Consider the following 14,448-nt stretch of genomic DNA (forward strand, 5'->3'; position numbering starts at 1 on the left):
AGACAATCACCCAGGCCGATAGTGCGCCAACCGGCGCCCTGATGATGCTGCCCAATGGCGCTGATCGCTGCCTAGACTCCTGATCACTGACCTCACTTTGTTGCAGGAGCTAGCGATGAGCATGCGTTTTTCTGGCCAGGTTGCCCTGGTCACCGGTGGTGCTGCGGGGATTGGCCGGGCGACGGCGCTGGCGTTTGCCGCCGAGGGGTTGAAAGTGGTGGTGGCCGACCTTGATGCCGTAGGTGGCGAAGGCACGGTAGAGCTGATCCGCAACAGCGGCGGCGAGGCGCTGTTCGTCAGTTGCAACGTCACCCGCGAGGCCGATGTGCGGCAGTTGATGGGGCGCACGGTCGAGGCTTACGGGCGCCTGGACTACGCCTTTAACAACGCCGGCATCGAGATCGAGCAGGGCCGCCTGGCCGAAGGCAGCGAGGCCGAGTTCGACGCGATCATGGGCGTCAACGTCAAGGGTGTGTGGTTGTGCATGAAGTACCAGTTGCCGTTGATGCTCGCCCAGGGCGGCGGCGCCATCGTCAATACGGCATCGGTGGCCGGCCTTGGCGCCGCGCCGAAGATGAGCATCTACAGCGCTTCCAAGCATGCGGTGATCGGCCTGAGCAAATCGGCGGCCATCGAGTACGCCAAGAAGAAGATTCGCGTCAACGCCGTGTGCCCGGCGGTGATCGATACCGACATGTTCCGCCGCGCCTATGAGGCCGACCCGCGCAAGGCCGAGTTCGCCGCCGCCATGCACCCGGTCGGGCGCATCGGCAAGGTCGAGGAGATCGCCAGTGCGGTGCTTTACCTGTGCAGCGATGGTGCGGCGTTTACAACGGGCCAGGCCCTGGCAGTCGATGGCGGCGCCACGGCTATTTGACGCCTGCCAGCGCAGGCAGAGCGAGCGCCTTGTGGCTGCGTGCCAGGGCCAGGCCCACCAGCAGGCAGCCAACCACTAACACCAGGCCGAACACCAGCAGGGCATTACCCGGGCCGAGGCGATCGACCAGCAGCCCGGTAAGGATGACTGGCAGGCTGAAGCCCATGTAGGCCAACAGGAAGAAGCCTGCGCTGGCGCGGGTTTTTTCCTCGCCCGCCAGGGTGTTCACCGCTGACAGCCCGCCCAGGTAAATAAAGCCATAACAGGCACTGCTGGCGGCGATGGTGCCCAGCAGCACTGCCGCCAGCGCGCCGCTGTCGGCGCCCCAGGCCAGCAGCGCGTAGCTGCAGGGCAAGATCACCAGGCCAATGGCCGTGGCCCGCACCGGCGCCAGGCGCTTGGCCAGGGGCTGGAACAACAACCCGCAACTGATCACGCAAAAGGTCGAGAACCCCGACCAGTTGGCCAGGCCATGCTGTTTGAGGATCGACGGCAGCAAGGCAATCACCAGGCCGACACAGGCCCAGGCCAGCAGAATTGCCAAACCGTAGGGCAGGCTGCCGGCCGGGTAGCAGGGCAGGCGCAACAGCGCGGCAGGTGGGGCCAGGCGCCGGTCGGGCAATTGCCATACCGCCAGCATCGCCAGGCAGGCCAGCGCCAGGTGCAGGTGGAAGCTGCCCGGGGTCAGGCTTGGGCCACTGAGCAGGAACAGGCTGGTCAGCGCCGCGCCGAGGCCAAAGCCCAGCGAAGTGCTGGCGGTGACCCAGGTGGCGGCATGGCGGTTGTCGCCGCCGTGCATCAGTTCGCCCATGTAGGCAGTGCCGGTGGCCGACGCCAGCGCAGTGCCGATGCCCAGCAGCAGGCGCGCCAGGCCCAGGGTCTTTAGCCCCGGCGCCAAGAGCATGAGCAAGGTGGCAAGCATCGACAGGGCCAGGGCGATGAGGATCAGCGGCCGCCGCCCGACCCGGTCGGCCAAGCCACCGAGCAACAGCAGTACCGGGATTACCCCCAGCACATACCCGCAGAAGGCCATGGCCGTGGCCCCGGCGCCCTCACCGGAAAGCTCGGCGTAAGCGGTGTACAGCGGTGCCTGCAGGTTGACCGCAAAGGTGATCAGGCACAGGGCGAAGGCCAGGAGGGCTGGGTGGCGCGGGGTGGGCATGGTTCGGCTCCTTGTCGATGGGCCGACTATCCGGTGATCGCCTGGGCGTCACAAGGCACACTGGCGAGGGTTTTGTGGTTAACTGTTCGGATAAAATCAGCGAACACTTTGCCATGCACCTGAGCCTCGATCGCCACTCCTCCCGCCCGCTCGTGCAGCAACTGAGTGAGCAATTGCAGGCCTGGATCGAACACCAGCGCCTGCGCCCGGGTAGCCGCTTGCCGTCGATTCGCCAACTGGCCCGCGAGCAGGGTGTCAGCCAGTCCTGCGTGATCGAAGCCTACGACCGGTTGGTGGCGGCGGGCTGGCTGCAGGCGCGCCATGGCGCCGGATTCTTCGTCGCCGAACAGCGCCTGCAGGCGTCGCTGGTTGATCAGCCGATCCATGACGAGGCCTTCGACAGCCGCTGGCAGCAGTTCACCGATGACCCCGGCGAGTTGCTCAAGCTCTGCTGTGGCTGGGTACCTTCCAGCTGGCGCGCTACCGAAGCCATTGCCCAGGCGCTGCGCCAGGTCAGCCGCGGCGCGGTCGAGGACTTGATCGACTATTGCCCGCCGCTGGGCTTGGCCAGCCTGCGTACCCAGCTGCACAAGGGCCTGGGGCAGATCGGCATCGACGCCGCGCCCGAGCAGATCCTCACCACCCAGGGCGCCAGCCATGCCCTCGATTTGCTGGTGCGCACGTTGCTCAAGCCCGGCGACAAGGTGCTGGTGGAAAGCCCGGGCTACTACAACCTCTACAGCCTGTTGCGCCAGCATCACGTCGACATGCTCGAAGTGCCGCGTACCCCGCAGGGGCCTGATCTGCAGGTGCTGGAGGCGCTGCTCAAGCAGCACCGGCCACGTTGCCTGTACATCAACAGCCTGTACCAGAACCCCACCGGCAGCAGCCTGTCGCCCAAGGTCGCCTATCGCTTGCTGGAGCTGGCACGCGAACATGACCTGCTGATCATCGAGGACGACATCTACGCGGACTTTCAGGACGGTGCGGTGACGCGTCTGGCAACCCTGGACGCTGAACAGCGGGTGATTTACCTGGCGAGCTTTTCCAAGACCCTGAGCAGTTCGCTGCGGGTTGGCTACCTGGTGGCCAGGGCGGAACTGGTTGCGCGCCTGGCGGAATTGAAAATGGTCAGTGGCCTGGGGACTTCGCGGTTTACCGAGCAGGTGGTGGCGCAAATGCTCGGCAACGGCAGCTACCGCAAAAGCACGGCGCGTCTGCGCCTGCGCCTGGCCCAGCACATGGCCAAGGCGCTGGGCCAACTGGAGGCCTATGGCTGGGAGGTGTTTACCGAGCCCTATGGCGGCATGTTTGTCTGGGCGCGCTGCCCGGGACGCAGTTTTGCCGAGCTCAGCCGCGAGGCCCAGGCCTGTTCGGTGCTGTTGGCGCCGGGCAGTGCCTTTGATCCCCAGGGCGCTGCCTGTGACTGGCTGCGGATTAATGTCGCCTATGCCCAGGACCAGCGCGCGCAGGCGTTCTTTCAGCGCGCCGGACGACCTCGGCAGTCCTGAAAACGACGCAACTGTAGCTTTTTGCCATTATTCCGACGCCGGGATCTTGTGCCGCTGGCCGTGCCATTGCCACTCTTGAGGCTTGATGCATTTGCGGGCAGCAGGGGGTAGTGCGATGAGTTCGGCCAAGCGTGGTTTTTTCGCCAACCTGGGCATGGCCCGCAAACTCGGGCTGGGCTTTGCCCTGGTGCTACTGCTGACGGCGGTGGTGGCGGCAGCGGGGGTTGCCGCCCTGCACGGCGTCGGGCAGCGCTTCGATGGCTTGAAGCAGATGGCGGCGCTCAATACCGCGCTGCTCGATACCCGCTTGCAGGAACAGGCATTCGCCCTGCGCTCCGATCCCAAGTCGGTAGACGCGGTGCACCAGCGCCTCGAGGCCCTGCAAGAGCAAGCCCGGACGCTGGTGCAACTGAGCGGCGTCGAACAGGCGCTGAACGACTACCGCCAGGCCTTTGACCAGTTCGTCGAACTGACCCAGGCCAAGGAGCTGGCGCTGGACATGGCCAGCTGGTCGGTCTCAAGCGTGGCCAACAACCTGGATGTGCTGCAGTCCGGGCTCGCCGATGACGGCACCTATACCCTGAAGGACACCCAGGGCCAGCAGGGCGCCGAGTTCGTCGAGCAAGCCGGGCAGGTGGCACAAGTCGCACGGCTGATGCTGCAGGCCATGGACGAAGCGCGCGTGCGTCTTGAGCAGAATCGCAAGGGCGCCGACGATGCCCGCCAGGGCCGCATCGAACAGACCGAGCAGGCAGCAGCACTGGTCGAGCAATTGAAAACCGCGGTGACCGACGCTGGCTATCAGACCGTGCTCGGCGAGGTCAGCACGCACATCGCCAGTTTCACTGAAAAACTTGCTGAATACACCGACCTGCTTGGCCGTGAGCAGCAGCTCAAGGAGCAATTGCAAGCGCGTGCCGAACAGGTCACCCGCCAGGTCGACCAGGCCCGGCTCGCTGAAGACCAGGCCATGCAAGGCGAGCTGCAGCGCAATGCCGTGCTGATCCTTGGCGCTGCGCTGTTGGCGCTGTTGGTCGGGGTGCTGGCGGCCTGGCTGATCACCCGTGCGGTGGTCGGGCCGTTGCGCCAGGTGATGGGCCGCGCCCAGCAGATAGCCGCCGGTGACCTGCGTGGTGAAATCAGTATCGATCGGCGTGATGAGGTCGGTCAGCTGATGCTGGCCATGCAGCAGATGGGCTCGGGCTTGAGCGCCATCGTCAGTGGCCTGCAAAACGGTATCGAGCAATTGGCGAGCAATGCTCAGTCGCTGTCGGCGGTTACCGAGCAAACCAATCGCGAGGTCAACAGCCAAAAGGATGAGACCGAGCAGGTGGCTACCGCCATGCAGCAGATGACCGCTACCGTGCATGATGTTGCGCGCAACGCCGAAGAGGCTGCCCTGGCGGCGCAAACGGCGGACGACAAGGTCGAGAGCGGTCAGCAGGTGGTGCGCCAGAGCATGCAGCGCATCGAGCAACTGGCGAGCTCTGCTGAATCAGCCAGCCAGAGCATCGACAACCTCAGCAGCGAAGTGCAGAACATCGGCCAGGTGCTGGAAGTGATCAAGAGCGTCGCCGAGCAGACCAACCTGCTGGCGCTCAACGCCGCCATCGAGGCCGCGCGGGCCGGCGAGCAGGGCCGCGGTTTTGCCGTGGTCGCCGACGAGGTGCGGGCACTGGCCCGGCGTACCCAGCAATCGACCGAGGAGATCGAGCGCCTGGTCAGCAGCTTGCGCAGCGGTGCCCAGGCCTCGGTGGCGCAGATCCAGGGCAGTGCCGAGCTGGTCAAGCTGGCCGTCAGCGATGCCCTGCACACCGAAAGCGCCCTGGGCAGCATCGCTGCGGCGGTGTCGTTGATCCAGCAGATGAACCAGCAGATTGCCGCAGCGGCGCAGCAGCAGAGCTCGGTAGCCGAGGAGATCAACCGCAGCGTCACCCAGATCCGCAGCAGCGCCGATCAGTCGGCGCTGGCCATGCAGGGCAACGCCAGCTCAAGTATCGAGCTGGCGCAGTTGGGCAATGACTTGAAGGGGATGGTCGGGCATTTTCGTCTGTAGCAGCGGCGTCCCTACGACTATTTACGCCAGTTGAGAATCATCAAGGTCAGCACCCCGGCGACGATCCCCCAGAATGCCGAACCGATCGAGAACAGGGTAAAGCCAGAGGCGGTGACCATGAAGGTGATCAGCGCCGCCTCGCGCTCCCTGGCCTCGTTCATCGCCACGGTCAGGCCATTCATGATCGAGCCGAACAATGCCAGGGCGGCAATCGACAGCACCAGCTCCTTGGGCAGGGCGGCGAACAGCGCCGCCAGGGTGGCGCCGAAGACCCCGGCGATGCCGTAGAAAATCCCGCACCAGACGGCCGCGGTGTAGCGTTTGCTGGGGTCTTCATGGGCATGCGGGCCGGTGCAGATCGCTGCACTGATGGCGGCCAGGTTGACGCCGTGGGAGCCGAACGGTGCCAGCAGCAATGAAGCCAGGCCGGTCACCGTGATCAACGGCGAGGCCGGCACCTGGTAGCCATCGGCGCGTAGCACGGCGACACCGGGCATGTTCTGCGAGGTCATGGCCACCACGAACAGCGGAATGCCGATGCTGATGGTCGCCGCCAGAGAGAAACTCGGCGTGGTCCACACCGGGGTGGCCACTTCCAGGCTGAAACCGCTGAAATCCAGCAGGCCCATGGCCCCGGACAGCACCGTGCCGACCACCAACGCTGCCAATACCGAGTAGCGCGGCGAAACGCGCTTGATCAACAGGTAGCTGAAGAACATGCCCAGCACCAGCGCGGTCCGATGCTGGGCGGCAATGAAAATCTCGCTGCCGATCTTGAACAGGATCCCGGCCAGCAATGCCGAGGCCAGCGAGGCCGGAATGCGTTTGACCAGGCGCTCGAAACTGCCGGTCATGCCGCAGATCACCACCAGCACCGCGCAGGTGACATAGGCACCGATCGCTTCGCCGTAGCTGACCCCGCCCAGGCTGGTGATCAGCAGTGCCGCGCCGGGGGTCGACCAGGCGACAGTGATCGGGGTGCGATAGCGCAGCGACAGGCCGATACTGCACACCGCCATGCCGATCGACAGCGCCCAGATCCACGACGAGATCTGCCCCGTGGTCAAGCCGGCAGCCTGGCCGGCCTGGAACATCAGCACCAGGGAGCTGGTATAACCGGTGAGCATGGCGATGAAGCCAGCCACCACCGCAGACGGCGAGGAGTCGGCCAAAGGGCGCAATTGCGCGGACGTGGCGTCGGGCATGGGGGCATTCCTTGTTCTGGATGTAAGCAGTTTTTTCAGACTACCGTGCGTACTGTTGATCTTTGCCATACAGCAGGCATTGCAATTAGCCGTACAGTCGCCAACTATGGGCGCGGGTTCGATTCAGCATTACGAAGAGGGGGAGCGATGTACAAGGTTTACGGCGACTACCAGTCGGGCAACTGCTACAAGATCAAGCTCATGTTGCACCTGCTCGACCTGCCTTATGAATGGCATTCGGTGGATATCCTCAAGGGCGAGACGGAAACCCCTGAGTTCCTGACCATGAACCCCAATGGCAAGGTGCCGGTGCTGGAACTCGAGGATGGCACCTACCTGTGGGAGTCCAACGCGATTCTCAACTTCCTCGCCGATGGTAGCGAGTTCCTGCCCACCGAACCGCGCTTGCGCACCCAGGTGCTGCAATGGCAGTTCTTCGAGCAGTACAGCCATGAGCCGTACATCGCCGTGGCACGCTTCATCCAGTTTTACCTGGGGTTGCCGCAAGAGCGGCTGGAGGAGTACAAGACCCTGCACAAGGGCGGCTACAAGGCCCTGCGGGTGATGGAGAAGCAACTGCAGCTAACGCCTTACCTGGTGGGTGATCGCTATTCGATCGCCGACGTCGCGCTGTACGCCTACACCCATGTCGCCCACCAGGGCGGCTTTGACCTCGACGGCTACCCTGGCATCCAGGCATGGCTGGAGCGTGTGGCCAGCCATCCCCGTCATGTGACCATGCTCGGTTGAGCGATCAGGCGGCAAAACGCTTGTTGAGGTAGTCGATGATCACCTTGGATTCATACATCCAGGTGGTCTTGCCGTCTTCCTCGATACGCAGGCACGGCACCTTGATCTTGCCGCCTTCGGCAAGCAGGGCCTGGCGATCCTGTTGGTTGTTCTTGGCATCGCGCAGTGCCACCGGCACGTTCAGGCGGTGCAGGGTGCGGCGGGTTTTCACGCAGAACGGGCAGGCATGAAACTGGTACAGGCTCAGGCCCTTGGCCTGTTGCTCGACCAGGGCCTGGGCGGCCGGGTCGCGCTTGAGCTTGGCCGGGCGGCTGATCCAGTCACCGAACACAATCAACTGGCCGAGGCCCACACGCAGTGCTTTGACGATCATGGCAACTCCAAAGGATAAAAAAAGCCGACCACGAAAGGTCGGCTTGCAGTCTGGCCCGATTACTTGATCAGGCTGAGAAACTCGCTGCGGGTCGCGGCGTTTTCGCGGAATTCGCCGAGCATCACCGAAGTGATCATGGTCGAGTTCTGTTTTTCCACACCGCGCATCATCATGCACATGTGTTTGGCCTCGATGACCACGGCAACGCCCAGGGCGCCGGTGACCTGCTGGATCGCTTCGGCGACCTGGCGGCTGAGGTTTTCCTGAATCTGCAGGCGGCGTGCGTACATGTCGACGATCCGCGCCACCTTCGACAGGCCCAGGACCTTGCCGTCAGGGATGTAGGCCACGTGGGCCTTGCCGATGAACGGCAGCATGTGGTGTTCGCACAGCGAGTACAGCTCGATGTCCTTGACCAGGACCATTTCGCTGTTATCGGAGCTGAACAGGGCGCCGTTAGTCACTTCTTCCAGGGTTTGCTCATAACCGCGGCAAAGGTACTGCATGGCCTTCGCAGCCCGCTTGGGCGTGTCGAGCAGGCCCTCGCGGGAGACATCCTCGCCAAGCTGGCCAAGGATCGCGGTGTAGTTCTGTTCCAGGGACATGGATCTACCTGTGGGATTTATCGCAAACGCGAAGGGTACGGCGGCGACGGCGGCGCTGCAAGTACGGCGTTACTCGTCACGGCCTTCGAGCATGGTTCGCTTGAGCATGACATACACCGCGCCAGTACCGCCATGGCGGGCCTGACATGAGGTAAAACCGAGCACTTGAGGGTGCTGGCGCAGCCAGGTGTTGACGTGGCTCTTGATCATCGGTCGCTTGCCATCCAGGCGCACTGCCTTGCCGTGGGTGACGCGCACGCAGCGCACTTCGAAGCGGGTGGCTTCGGCAAGGAAGGCCCACAGGGTTTCCCGGGCCTTTTCGACGGTCATGCCGTGCAGGTCGAGGCTGCCTTCGAAGCCGATCTGGCCGAGCTTGAGCTTGCGCATCTGGCTTTCCTGGACGCCGTCACGGCTCCAGTGCAGATCGTCTTCGGGGCCGACATCAATCACAAACTGGTCCGACAGGCCATCGACCACGGTCTGGTCGCTACGGACCGTCGCGGCCTGGCGCAGGCTTGCCAGTTTCTTGCGGTCGGCCTTGGGTTTGCCGACTTCGGCGCGATCATGGGTGATCGGCTTGACGCCGCGCATCTCGCTTTTGAACAGGGAAAAATCGTCGTCTTGCATGTAAGCCTCCGCCAGGGCGGCGTAGTTTACGCGACTCCCCCAAAGCGTGCAGTCAATCGTGTTTTTTCATCAGGTGCGGTGACAGGTTGAGCTCGCGGCTGCGGCGCAGGCGCAAGCGGCTGCGGCGCCAGAACCACACACCCAGGTACAGCAGCAACAGGCCAAGGCCCAGCAGGACGCTGGCGCCGGCCGGGTTGGCGTTGAGCTCGCCCAGAGCAGCGGGGTGGCCCAGCAGGCTGGCGGCGCCGGCCATGGCCAGCAGCACGCCGGCGGTTGCCAGCAACGCCGAAAACGCCGCCGCCAGGCGCATGCCCCAGTTACGGGGCGTGCGTGGGCGCAAGCGTTTGGCATCAAAACCATCGGATATTTTCATTCCGATTTCCTCTATGGATATCCGGCGTTGGACCGAAAAGCCTTGAGGTGGTTCCGCCCGGCTGCCGGGCGGTCGCTCAGATCAGGCTGGTGGTTGGCGCCACGCAGGCAAAGTTGTCGGCCATGATCGCCATCTCGCTCTGCTGGATCTGCGCCGCCGGAATCACGCCGTCCTTGAACGGCAGGTCGCGGGTGGCGCAGGCATCCTCGATCAGGGTGCAGCGGTAGCCGTAGTCTTTGGCCCGGCGCACGGTGGTACTGACGCTGGAGTGGCTCATGAAGCCGCAGACGATCAGGTCCAGGTGCCCGTACTTTTGCAGGGTCTCGTGCAGGGTGGTGTTCTTGAAGGCATTGGGCATGCGCTTTTCGATGATCACTTCATCGCCCACAGGCTCCAGGCCCGGGATGAATTCGCCGCGTGGGCCCTGCGGGTCGAACATGCCGCCGACGGTACCCAGGTGACGCACGTGGATGATCGGGCGCCCGGCCTTGCGGGCCGCCTCGAGCATTTTAGCGATGTTGGCCACGGCCGCGTCCATGCCCGAGAGCGCCAGGGGACCGCTGAGGTACTCCTTTTGCGCATCGATAATCACCAGGCTGGCGTTGTTCAGCTTGGCCGGCGGATAGCCGCGGCCGCTGAGGTGGAACATCGTCGTTGGAACAGACATCAAGGGCTCCTTTGGATAGGGCTTTTACCCTATTGTCCCCTGCCTGAGCAGTTATGTGAATCGCTTCGCGTACAAGCAGCGTCGTTAGTGGCCTGCAGCCACCCTGGCGATATCCTTACAGGGTGTTTTTGCCGATCATTTCTTTTGCCGGGCTGTTAGAATCGCAGGTCGTCTTTCAAGGAGTCTGTTGTGATCACTTCTCGCTTGCGCACCCTGCGCGATCATATCCGTTGGGCCGTCAGCCGTTTCCACGAGCATGGCCTGTTTTTCGGTCATGGCGCCGACAACGCCTGGGATGAAGCGCGGCTGCTGGTGCTGGGCTCGGTGCACCTGCCCTGGGAAGTCGCCGATGCCTACCTGGACTGCCAGCTGGAAGACGACGAGCTGGTCAACCTGCAGCGTATGCTCAAGCGCCGCATCGAAGACCGCGTGCCGACCGCCTACCTGCTGGGCGAGGCGTGGTTCTGCGGCTTGTCGTTCATCGTCGACGAGCGCGTGCTGATTCCGCGCTCACCGATCGGCGAACTGATCGAAAAACGCTTCGAACCGTGGCTGGCCAGCGAACCTGCGCGCATCCTCGACCTGTGCACCGGCTCCGGCTGCATCGGCATCGTCAGCGCCGAAGTGTTCCCCGAGGCTGAAGTGGTGCTGGCCGACCTGTCGTTCGAGGCACTGGAAGTCGCCAACCAGAACATCGAGCGCCATGGCCTGGAAGAGCGTGTGTATACCGTGCAGGGCGACGGTTTTGCCGGCCTGCCGGGTCAGCGTTTCGACCTGATCCTGTCCAACCCGCCGTACGTCGATGCCGAAGACTTTGCCGACATGCCCGAGGAATATCACCACGAGCCGGAGCTGGGCCTGGCCTGCGGTAACGACGGCCTGGACCTGGTGCGACGGATGCTGGCTGAAGCGGCCGATCACCTGACCGACAAAGGGTTGCTGATTGTCGAGGTGGGCAACAGCCAGGTGCATGTCGAGGCGTTGTATCCGGAGGTAGATTTCGCCTGGCTGGAGTTCGAGCGCGGCGGCCACGGGGTGTTCATGCTCACGGCTGAGCAGTGCCGCCAGCACCAGGGGCTGTTTGCCTCGAAGGTGTAAGCACCAAGCCCGCTCCTGTAGGAGCGGGCTTGCCCCGCGATAGATTCAGCGGTGAGTCGCGATCCAGATCAACAGCCCCGCCTGAAACACCGCAAAGGCCACCAGGCAAGTGATGGTAAAGCGCAGCCCGCTGTCTTCGCGGCGGTACTTGCTGACCCGCTCGTCACGCTCGCGCAGTTGCGCCTCTTTTTCCTGCAAGGTCTGCTCGGCCTGTTGCAGCATCTGCGCGGCATCGAGGATCTCGACCCGCTGCACCTTGTCAGTGTTCCAGCCGCCTTTTAGCTCGCCAACCTGGACATCGACGAAGCGCCCCTTCAGGTGCTGGGCATCGGCGTACTCGACCTCCAGGCCATGGCTGCGCAGCACATGGTCGCGGCGCAGGCGAGTGTCTTCGTTGAGCGCATCCTTGCTTGGCAGGGCCGCACCTTCGACCCGGTAGTGCGGCCACTTGCGCTGCGCCCACTGCACCGCCTGGTTGAGCAGAAAGCGCCCCAGGCCGCGGTTCAGCGGCTCGATCTGCAAGCCGGTGTCGGGCGTGAAGGTCACATGCTTTTCTTCATGGTCGACCCACACATCGAGGTGGTTCTGTTCCTTGCGCACTTTTTGCGCCGGCAGCTGGATGGCCATGCGCAGCAGGCTGGTCTGCTTGCTGTGGCGTTCGGCATAACCGTACTGGACAAAGCGCAGCGGCCGCGCACCGCTGTTGCGGTCGGTCGGCAACGGCGCCAGGCGCAGCATCTGGAAATGTTCGGGGGTAACATCGGCCCAGGGCAGGGGGGCAACTTCCGCTGCTGCCTGCTCGGCAGTCGTCTCGGCGGTGTCCTGGGGGGCGGCTTCGGTCATCACGGCAATCCTCATGTGCGCAGCGGGCTGGTCGCATTGACGATGCCAGCACCGCTTTATCGGCAGGATTGGCCTGGACTGGAGGCGTAATTTCTGCGAATTGGCCTCAGCTGGCGGGCAACCGCTGAATGAAGTCGACAACGCGCTGGCCAAGTTCGGCTGCTTGCGGCAGTTGCGGGTCAAGGTAGCTGTCGCGTTGCTGGCTCATTTCTTCGGGGGCGATGCGCAGCATGTGGTTCATACCCTTGATCAACGCCAGTTCGGCATCCGGCTTGGCCGCCTTGAGGATCTCGGCGTTATCGACACCGACCTGGAAGTCATGGGTGCCCTGGATGATCAATGCCGGTACCTTGACCTTGGCGAAGGCCTCGGCCGGGTCCTGGCGGAACAGCGAAATCAGGTAGGGCTGCACGCTCGGGCGCAGGACGTCCTGCAGTGGCAGCGGCACGCGGGAAGAAGTCTTGCCGTTTTTCAAGCGGTCAAGGATGTCATGGGCACTGGCCATGTAGCGCCCGGGGATGCGGTCAAACATCTGCGCGCGCAGCGCCTTGTCGATCGGCCAGCCGCTGCCGGCAATGCTGATCACCGCGCTGGCGCCGCTGTGCTCGGCGGCAAGGCTGGCGATCAGCGCACCTTCGCTGTGGCCGAGCAGGACCAGGCGGCCGAAGCGTGGGTCGGCCTTGATTTTCTGGCTCCAGGCCACCGCGTCGGCAACATAGCGTTCCACCGTCAGGTCACGCTCATCCGGCGTAGCAGCCAGGCTGGCGGCGACGCCTCGCTTGTCGTAGCGCACGCTGGCGATATTGTTTTTCGCCAGGGTCAGGGCCAGTTGCTTGAGGTTGTCGGTATTGCCGCCGTAGGGGTTGTTGCCGTCGCGATCGGTCGGCCCGGAGCCAGCAATGATCAGCACCACCGGTGGCGGCTGCTCGGTGCGCGGCAACAGCAGGCTGCCGTGCAGCACGCCGCTGCCGGTATCGAGGCTGAGCGGGCGCTGGAACACGACGGGGGCAGCAGCCTGGACCAGACCACTGAACAGCAGGGCGATTACTGCAACAATACGCAACATCATCAGGCCACTATCGAGAGAGTGCGGTTTGGACCGGGGCCAGCGCAGAAGGTTCGCCGTCAGGGATGAACTGAATGGTTAGCCTGCGTATACTGGCGGCCTTGTTCAAATCTGGCTGATTCGCGGAGCGTCCTGCATGTCCGGCAATACCTACGGCAAGCTGTTCACTGTCACCACCGCTGGCGAAAGCCATGGTCCGGCGTTGGTCGCCATTGTCGATGGCTGCCCGCCGGGCCTGGAAATTTCCCTGGCCGACCTGCAGCACGACCTCGATCGGCGCAAGCCCGGCACCAGCCGCCACACCACCCAGCGCCAGGAAGCCGACGAAGTCGAAATCCTCTCGGGTGTGTTCGAAGGCCGCACCACCGGTTGCTCGATCGGCTTGCTGATTCGCAACACCGACCAGAAGTCCAAGGACTACTCGGCGATCAAGGACCTGTTCCGCCCGGCCCACGCCGACTACACCTACCACCACAAGTACGGTGAGCGCGACTACCGCGGCGGTGGCCGCAGCTCGGCGCGCGAGACCGCCATGCGCGTGGCCGCCGGCGCCATCGCCAAGAAGTACCTGGCCAGCCAGGGTATTCGCATTCGCGGCTACATGAGCCAGCTCGGTCCGATCGAAATCCCTTTCAAGACCTGGGATTCGGTGGAGCAGAACGCCTTCTTCAGCCCCGACCCGGACAAAGTCCCGGAGCTTGAGGCCTACATGGACCAGCTGCGCCGTGACCAGGATTCGGTCGGGGCAAAGATCACCGTGGTCGCCGAAGGTGTCATGCCGGGCCTGGGCGAGCCGATCTTCGATCGCCTGGACGCCGAGCTTGCCCATGCGCTGATGAGCATCAACGCAGTCAAGGGCGTGGAGATCGGCGCAGGTTTTGCCAGCGTCGCCCAGCGCGGCACCGAACACCGTGACGAGCTGACCCCAGAGGGTTTTCTCAGCAACAACGCCGGCGGCATTCTTGGCGGTATTTCCTCCGGCCAGCCGATCGTTGCCCACCTGGCCCTCAAGCCGACGTCGAGCATCACCACCCCGGGCCGCTCCATCGACGTCGATGGCAACTCGGTCGAGGTCATCACCAAGGGCCGTCACGACCCGTGCGTGGGTATCCGCGCCACGCCGATCGCCGAAGCGATGATGGCCATCGTGCTGATGGACCACCTGCTGCGCCATCGCGGGCAGAATGCCGAGGTACGCGTGAACACCCCGGTACTGGGCCAGCTGTAATGCCGGC

At 63.9% G+C, this 14,448-nt stretch carries 14 protein-coding genes and 2 pseudogenes; 7 read left to right on the forward strand and 9 right to left on the reverse strand.

Annotation, left to right across the window (positions count from 1 at the left end; genetic code table 11):
• The first annotated feature begins 115 nt into the window (after nt 1–115).
• Nucleotides 116–877, forward strand: a complete 762-nt coding sequence (locus JYG36_RS08015) for an SDR family oxidoreductase (protein WP_045195319.1) — start codon at nt 116–118, stop codon at nt 875–877.
• Here JYG36_RS08015 and JYG36_RS08020 read toward each other — a convergent pair.
• Nucleotides 870–2,039, reverse strand: a complete 1,170-nt coding sequence (locus JYG36_RS08020; RefSeq protein WP_093380470.1) for an MFS transporter — start codon at nt 2,037–2,039, stop codon at nt 870–872. The genes JYG36_RS08015 and JYG36_RS08020 overlap by 8 nt on opposite strands.
• Before the next feature lie 113 nt (nt 2,040–2,152).
• On the opposite strand from JYG36_RS08020, the gene JYG36_RS08025 reads away from it, so the two are divergent.
• From JYG36_RS08025 to JYG36_RS26760, 3 genes and pseudogenes are all read left to right on the forward strand, one after another.
• Nucleotides 2,153–3,550 (forward strand): aminotransferase-like domain-containing protein, encoded by a 1,398-nt coding sequence (locus JYG36_RS08025; RefSeq protein ID WP_093387389.1) that lies wholly within the window; start codon nt 2,153–2,155, stop codon nt 3,548–3,550.
• 970 nt (nt 3,551–4,520) lie between these two features.
• Nucleotides 4,521–4,745: pseudogene (locus JYG36_RS26755) on the forward strand (HAMP domain-containing protein); the annotation flags it as partial.
• Between the two features lie 267 nt (nt 4,746–5,012).
• Nucleotides 5,013–5,606: pseudogene (locus JYG36_RS26760) on the forward strand (methyl-accepting chemotaxis protein); the annotation flags it as partial.
• Nucleotides 5,607–5,623: 17 nt separating this feature from the next.
• Here the strand turns inward: JYG36_RS26760 and JYG36_RS08035 are convergent.
• A complete protein-coding gene (locus JYG36_RS08035) occupies nt 5,624–6,811 on the reverse strand; it encodes a benzoate/H(+) symporter BenE family transporter (protein WP_045195313.1) in 1,188 nt (395 codons plus the stop codon).
• Nucleotides 6,812–6,958: 147 nt separating this feature from the next.
• Between JYG36_RS08035 and JYG36_RS08040 the strand changes: the two genes are divergently transcribed.
• Nucleotides 6,959–7,561: a glutathione S-transferase family protein gene (locus tag JYG36_RS08040; RefSeq protein ID WP_045195312.1), complete on the forward strand. Its 603-nt coding sequence runs from the start codon at nt 6,959–6,961 to the stop codon at nt 7,559–7,561.
• A gap of 4 nt (nt 7,562–7,565) precedes the next feature.
• On the opposite strand, the gene JYG36_RS08045 is transcribed toward JYG36_RS08040, so the two are convergent.
• The 5 genes from JYG36_RS08045 to JYG36_RS08065 form a co-directional block, all read right to left on the reverse strand.
• Nucleotides 7,566–7,934, reverse strand: a complete 369-nt coding sequence (locus JYG36_RS08045; protein ID WP_045195311.1) for a glutathione S-transferase N-terminal domain-containing protein — start codon at nt 7,932–7,934, stop codon at nt 7,566–7,568.
• Nucleotides 7,935–7,993: 59 nt separating this feature from the next.
• A complete protein-coding gene (folE, locus tag JYG36_RS08050) occupies nt 7,994–8,539 on the reverse strand; it encodes a GTP cyclohydrolase I FolE (protein WP_045195310.1) in 546 nt (181 codons plus the stop codon).
• A 69-nt stretch (nt 8,540–8,608) separates the two neighbouring features.
• Nucleotides 8,609–9,166 (reverse strand): Smr/MutS family protein, encoded by a 558-nt coding sequence (locus JYG36_RS08055; protein WP_038994072.1) that lies wholly within the window; start codon nt 9,164–9,166, stop codon nt 8,609–8,611.
• 52 nt (nt 9,167–9,218) lie between these two features.
• Nucleotides 9,219–9,539, reverse strand: coding sequence for a hypothetical protein (locus JYG36_RS08060; protein ID WP_045195308.1), 321 nt, complete (start codon nt 9,537–9,539; stop codon nt 9,219–9,221).
• A 76-nt stretch (nt 9,540–9,615) separates the two neighbouring features.
• A complete protein-coding gene (locus JYG36_RS08065; RefSeq protein WP_093380478.1) occupies nt 9,616–10,206 on the reverse strand; it encodes a cysteine hydrolase family protein in 591 nt (196 codons plus the stop codon).
• Between the two features lie 189 nt (nt 10,207–10,395).
• Between JYG36_RS08065 and prmB the strand changes: the two genes are divergently transcribed.
• Nucleotides 10,396–11,304, forward strand: a complete 909-nt coding sequence (prmB, locus tag JYG36_RS08070; protein WP_045195306.1) for a 50S ribosomal protein L3 N(5)-glutamine methyltransferase — start codon at nt 10,396–10,398, stop codon at nt 11,302–11,304.
• A 45-nt stretch (nt 11,305–11,349) separates the two neighbouring features.
• Here prmB and JYG36_RS08075 read toward each other — a convergent pair whose 3' ends face one another.
• Nucleotides 11,350–12,147 (reverse strand): hypothetical protein, encoded by a 798-nt coding sequence (locus JYG36_RS08075; RefSeq protein ID WP_045195305.1) that lies wholly within the window; start codon nt 12,145–12,147, stop codon nt 11,350–11,352.
• Between the two features lie 106 nt (nt 12,148–12,253).
• Entirely contained in the window at nt 12,254–13,216 is a 963-nt protein-coding gene (locus JYG36_RS08080) for an alpha/beta hydrolase (protein ID WP_045195303.1), read from the reverse strand.
• 133 nt (nt 13,217–13,349) lie between these two features.
• Between JYG36_RS08080 and aroC the strand changes: the two genes are divergently transcribed.
• Nucleotides 13,350–14,441, forward strand: coding sequence for a chorismate synthase (gene aroC / locus JYG36_RS08085; protein WP_213603537.1), 1,092 nt, complete (start codon nt 13,350–13,352; stop codon nt 14,439–14,441).
• The last annotated feature ends 7 nt before the right edge of the window (nt 14,442–14,448 follow it).

The organism is Pseudomonas sp. SORT22 (assembly GCF_018417635.1).
Lineage (GTDB): Bacteria > Pseudomonadota > Gammaproteobacteria > Pseudomonadales > Pseudomonadaceae > Aquipseudomonas.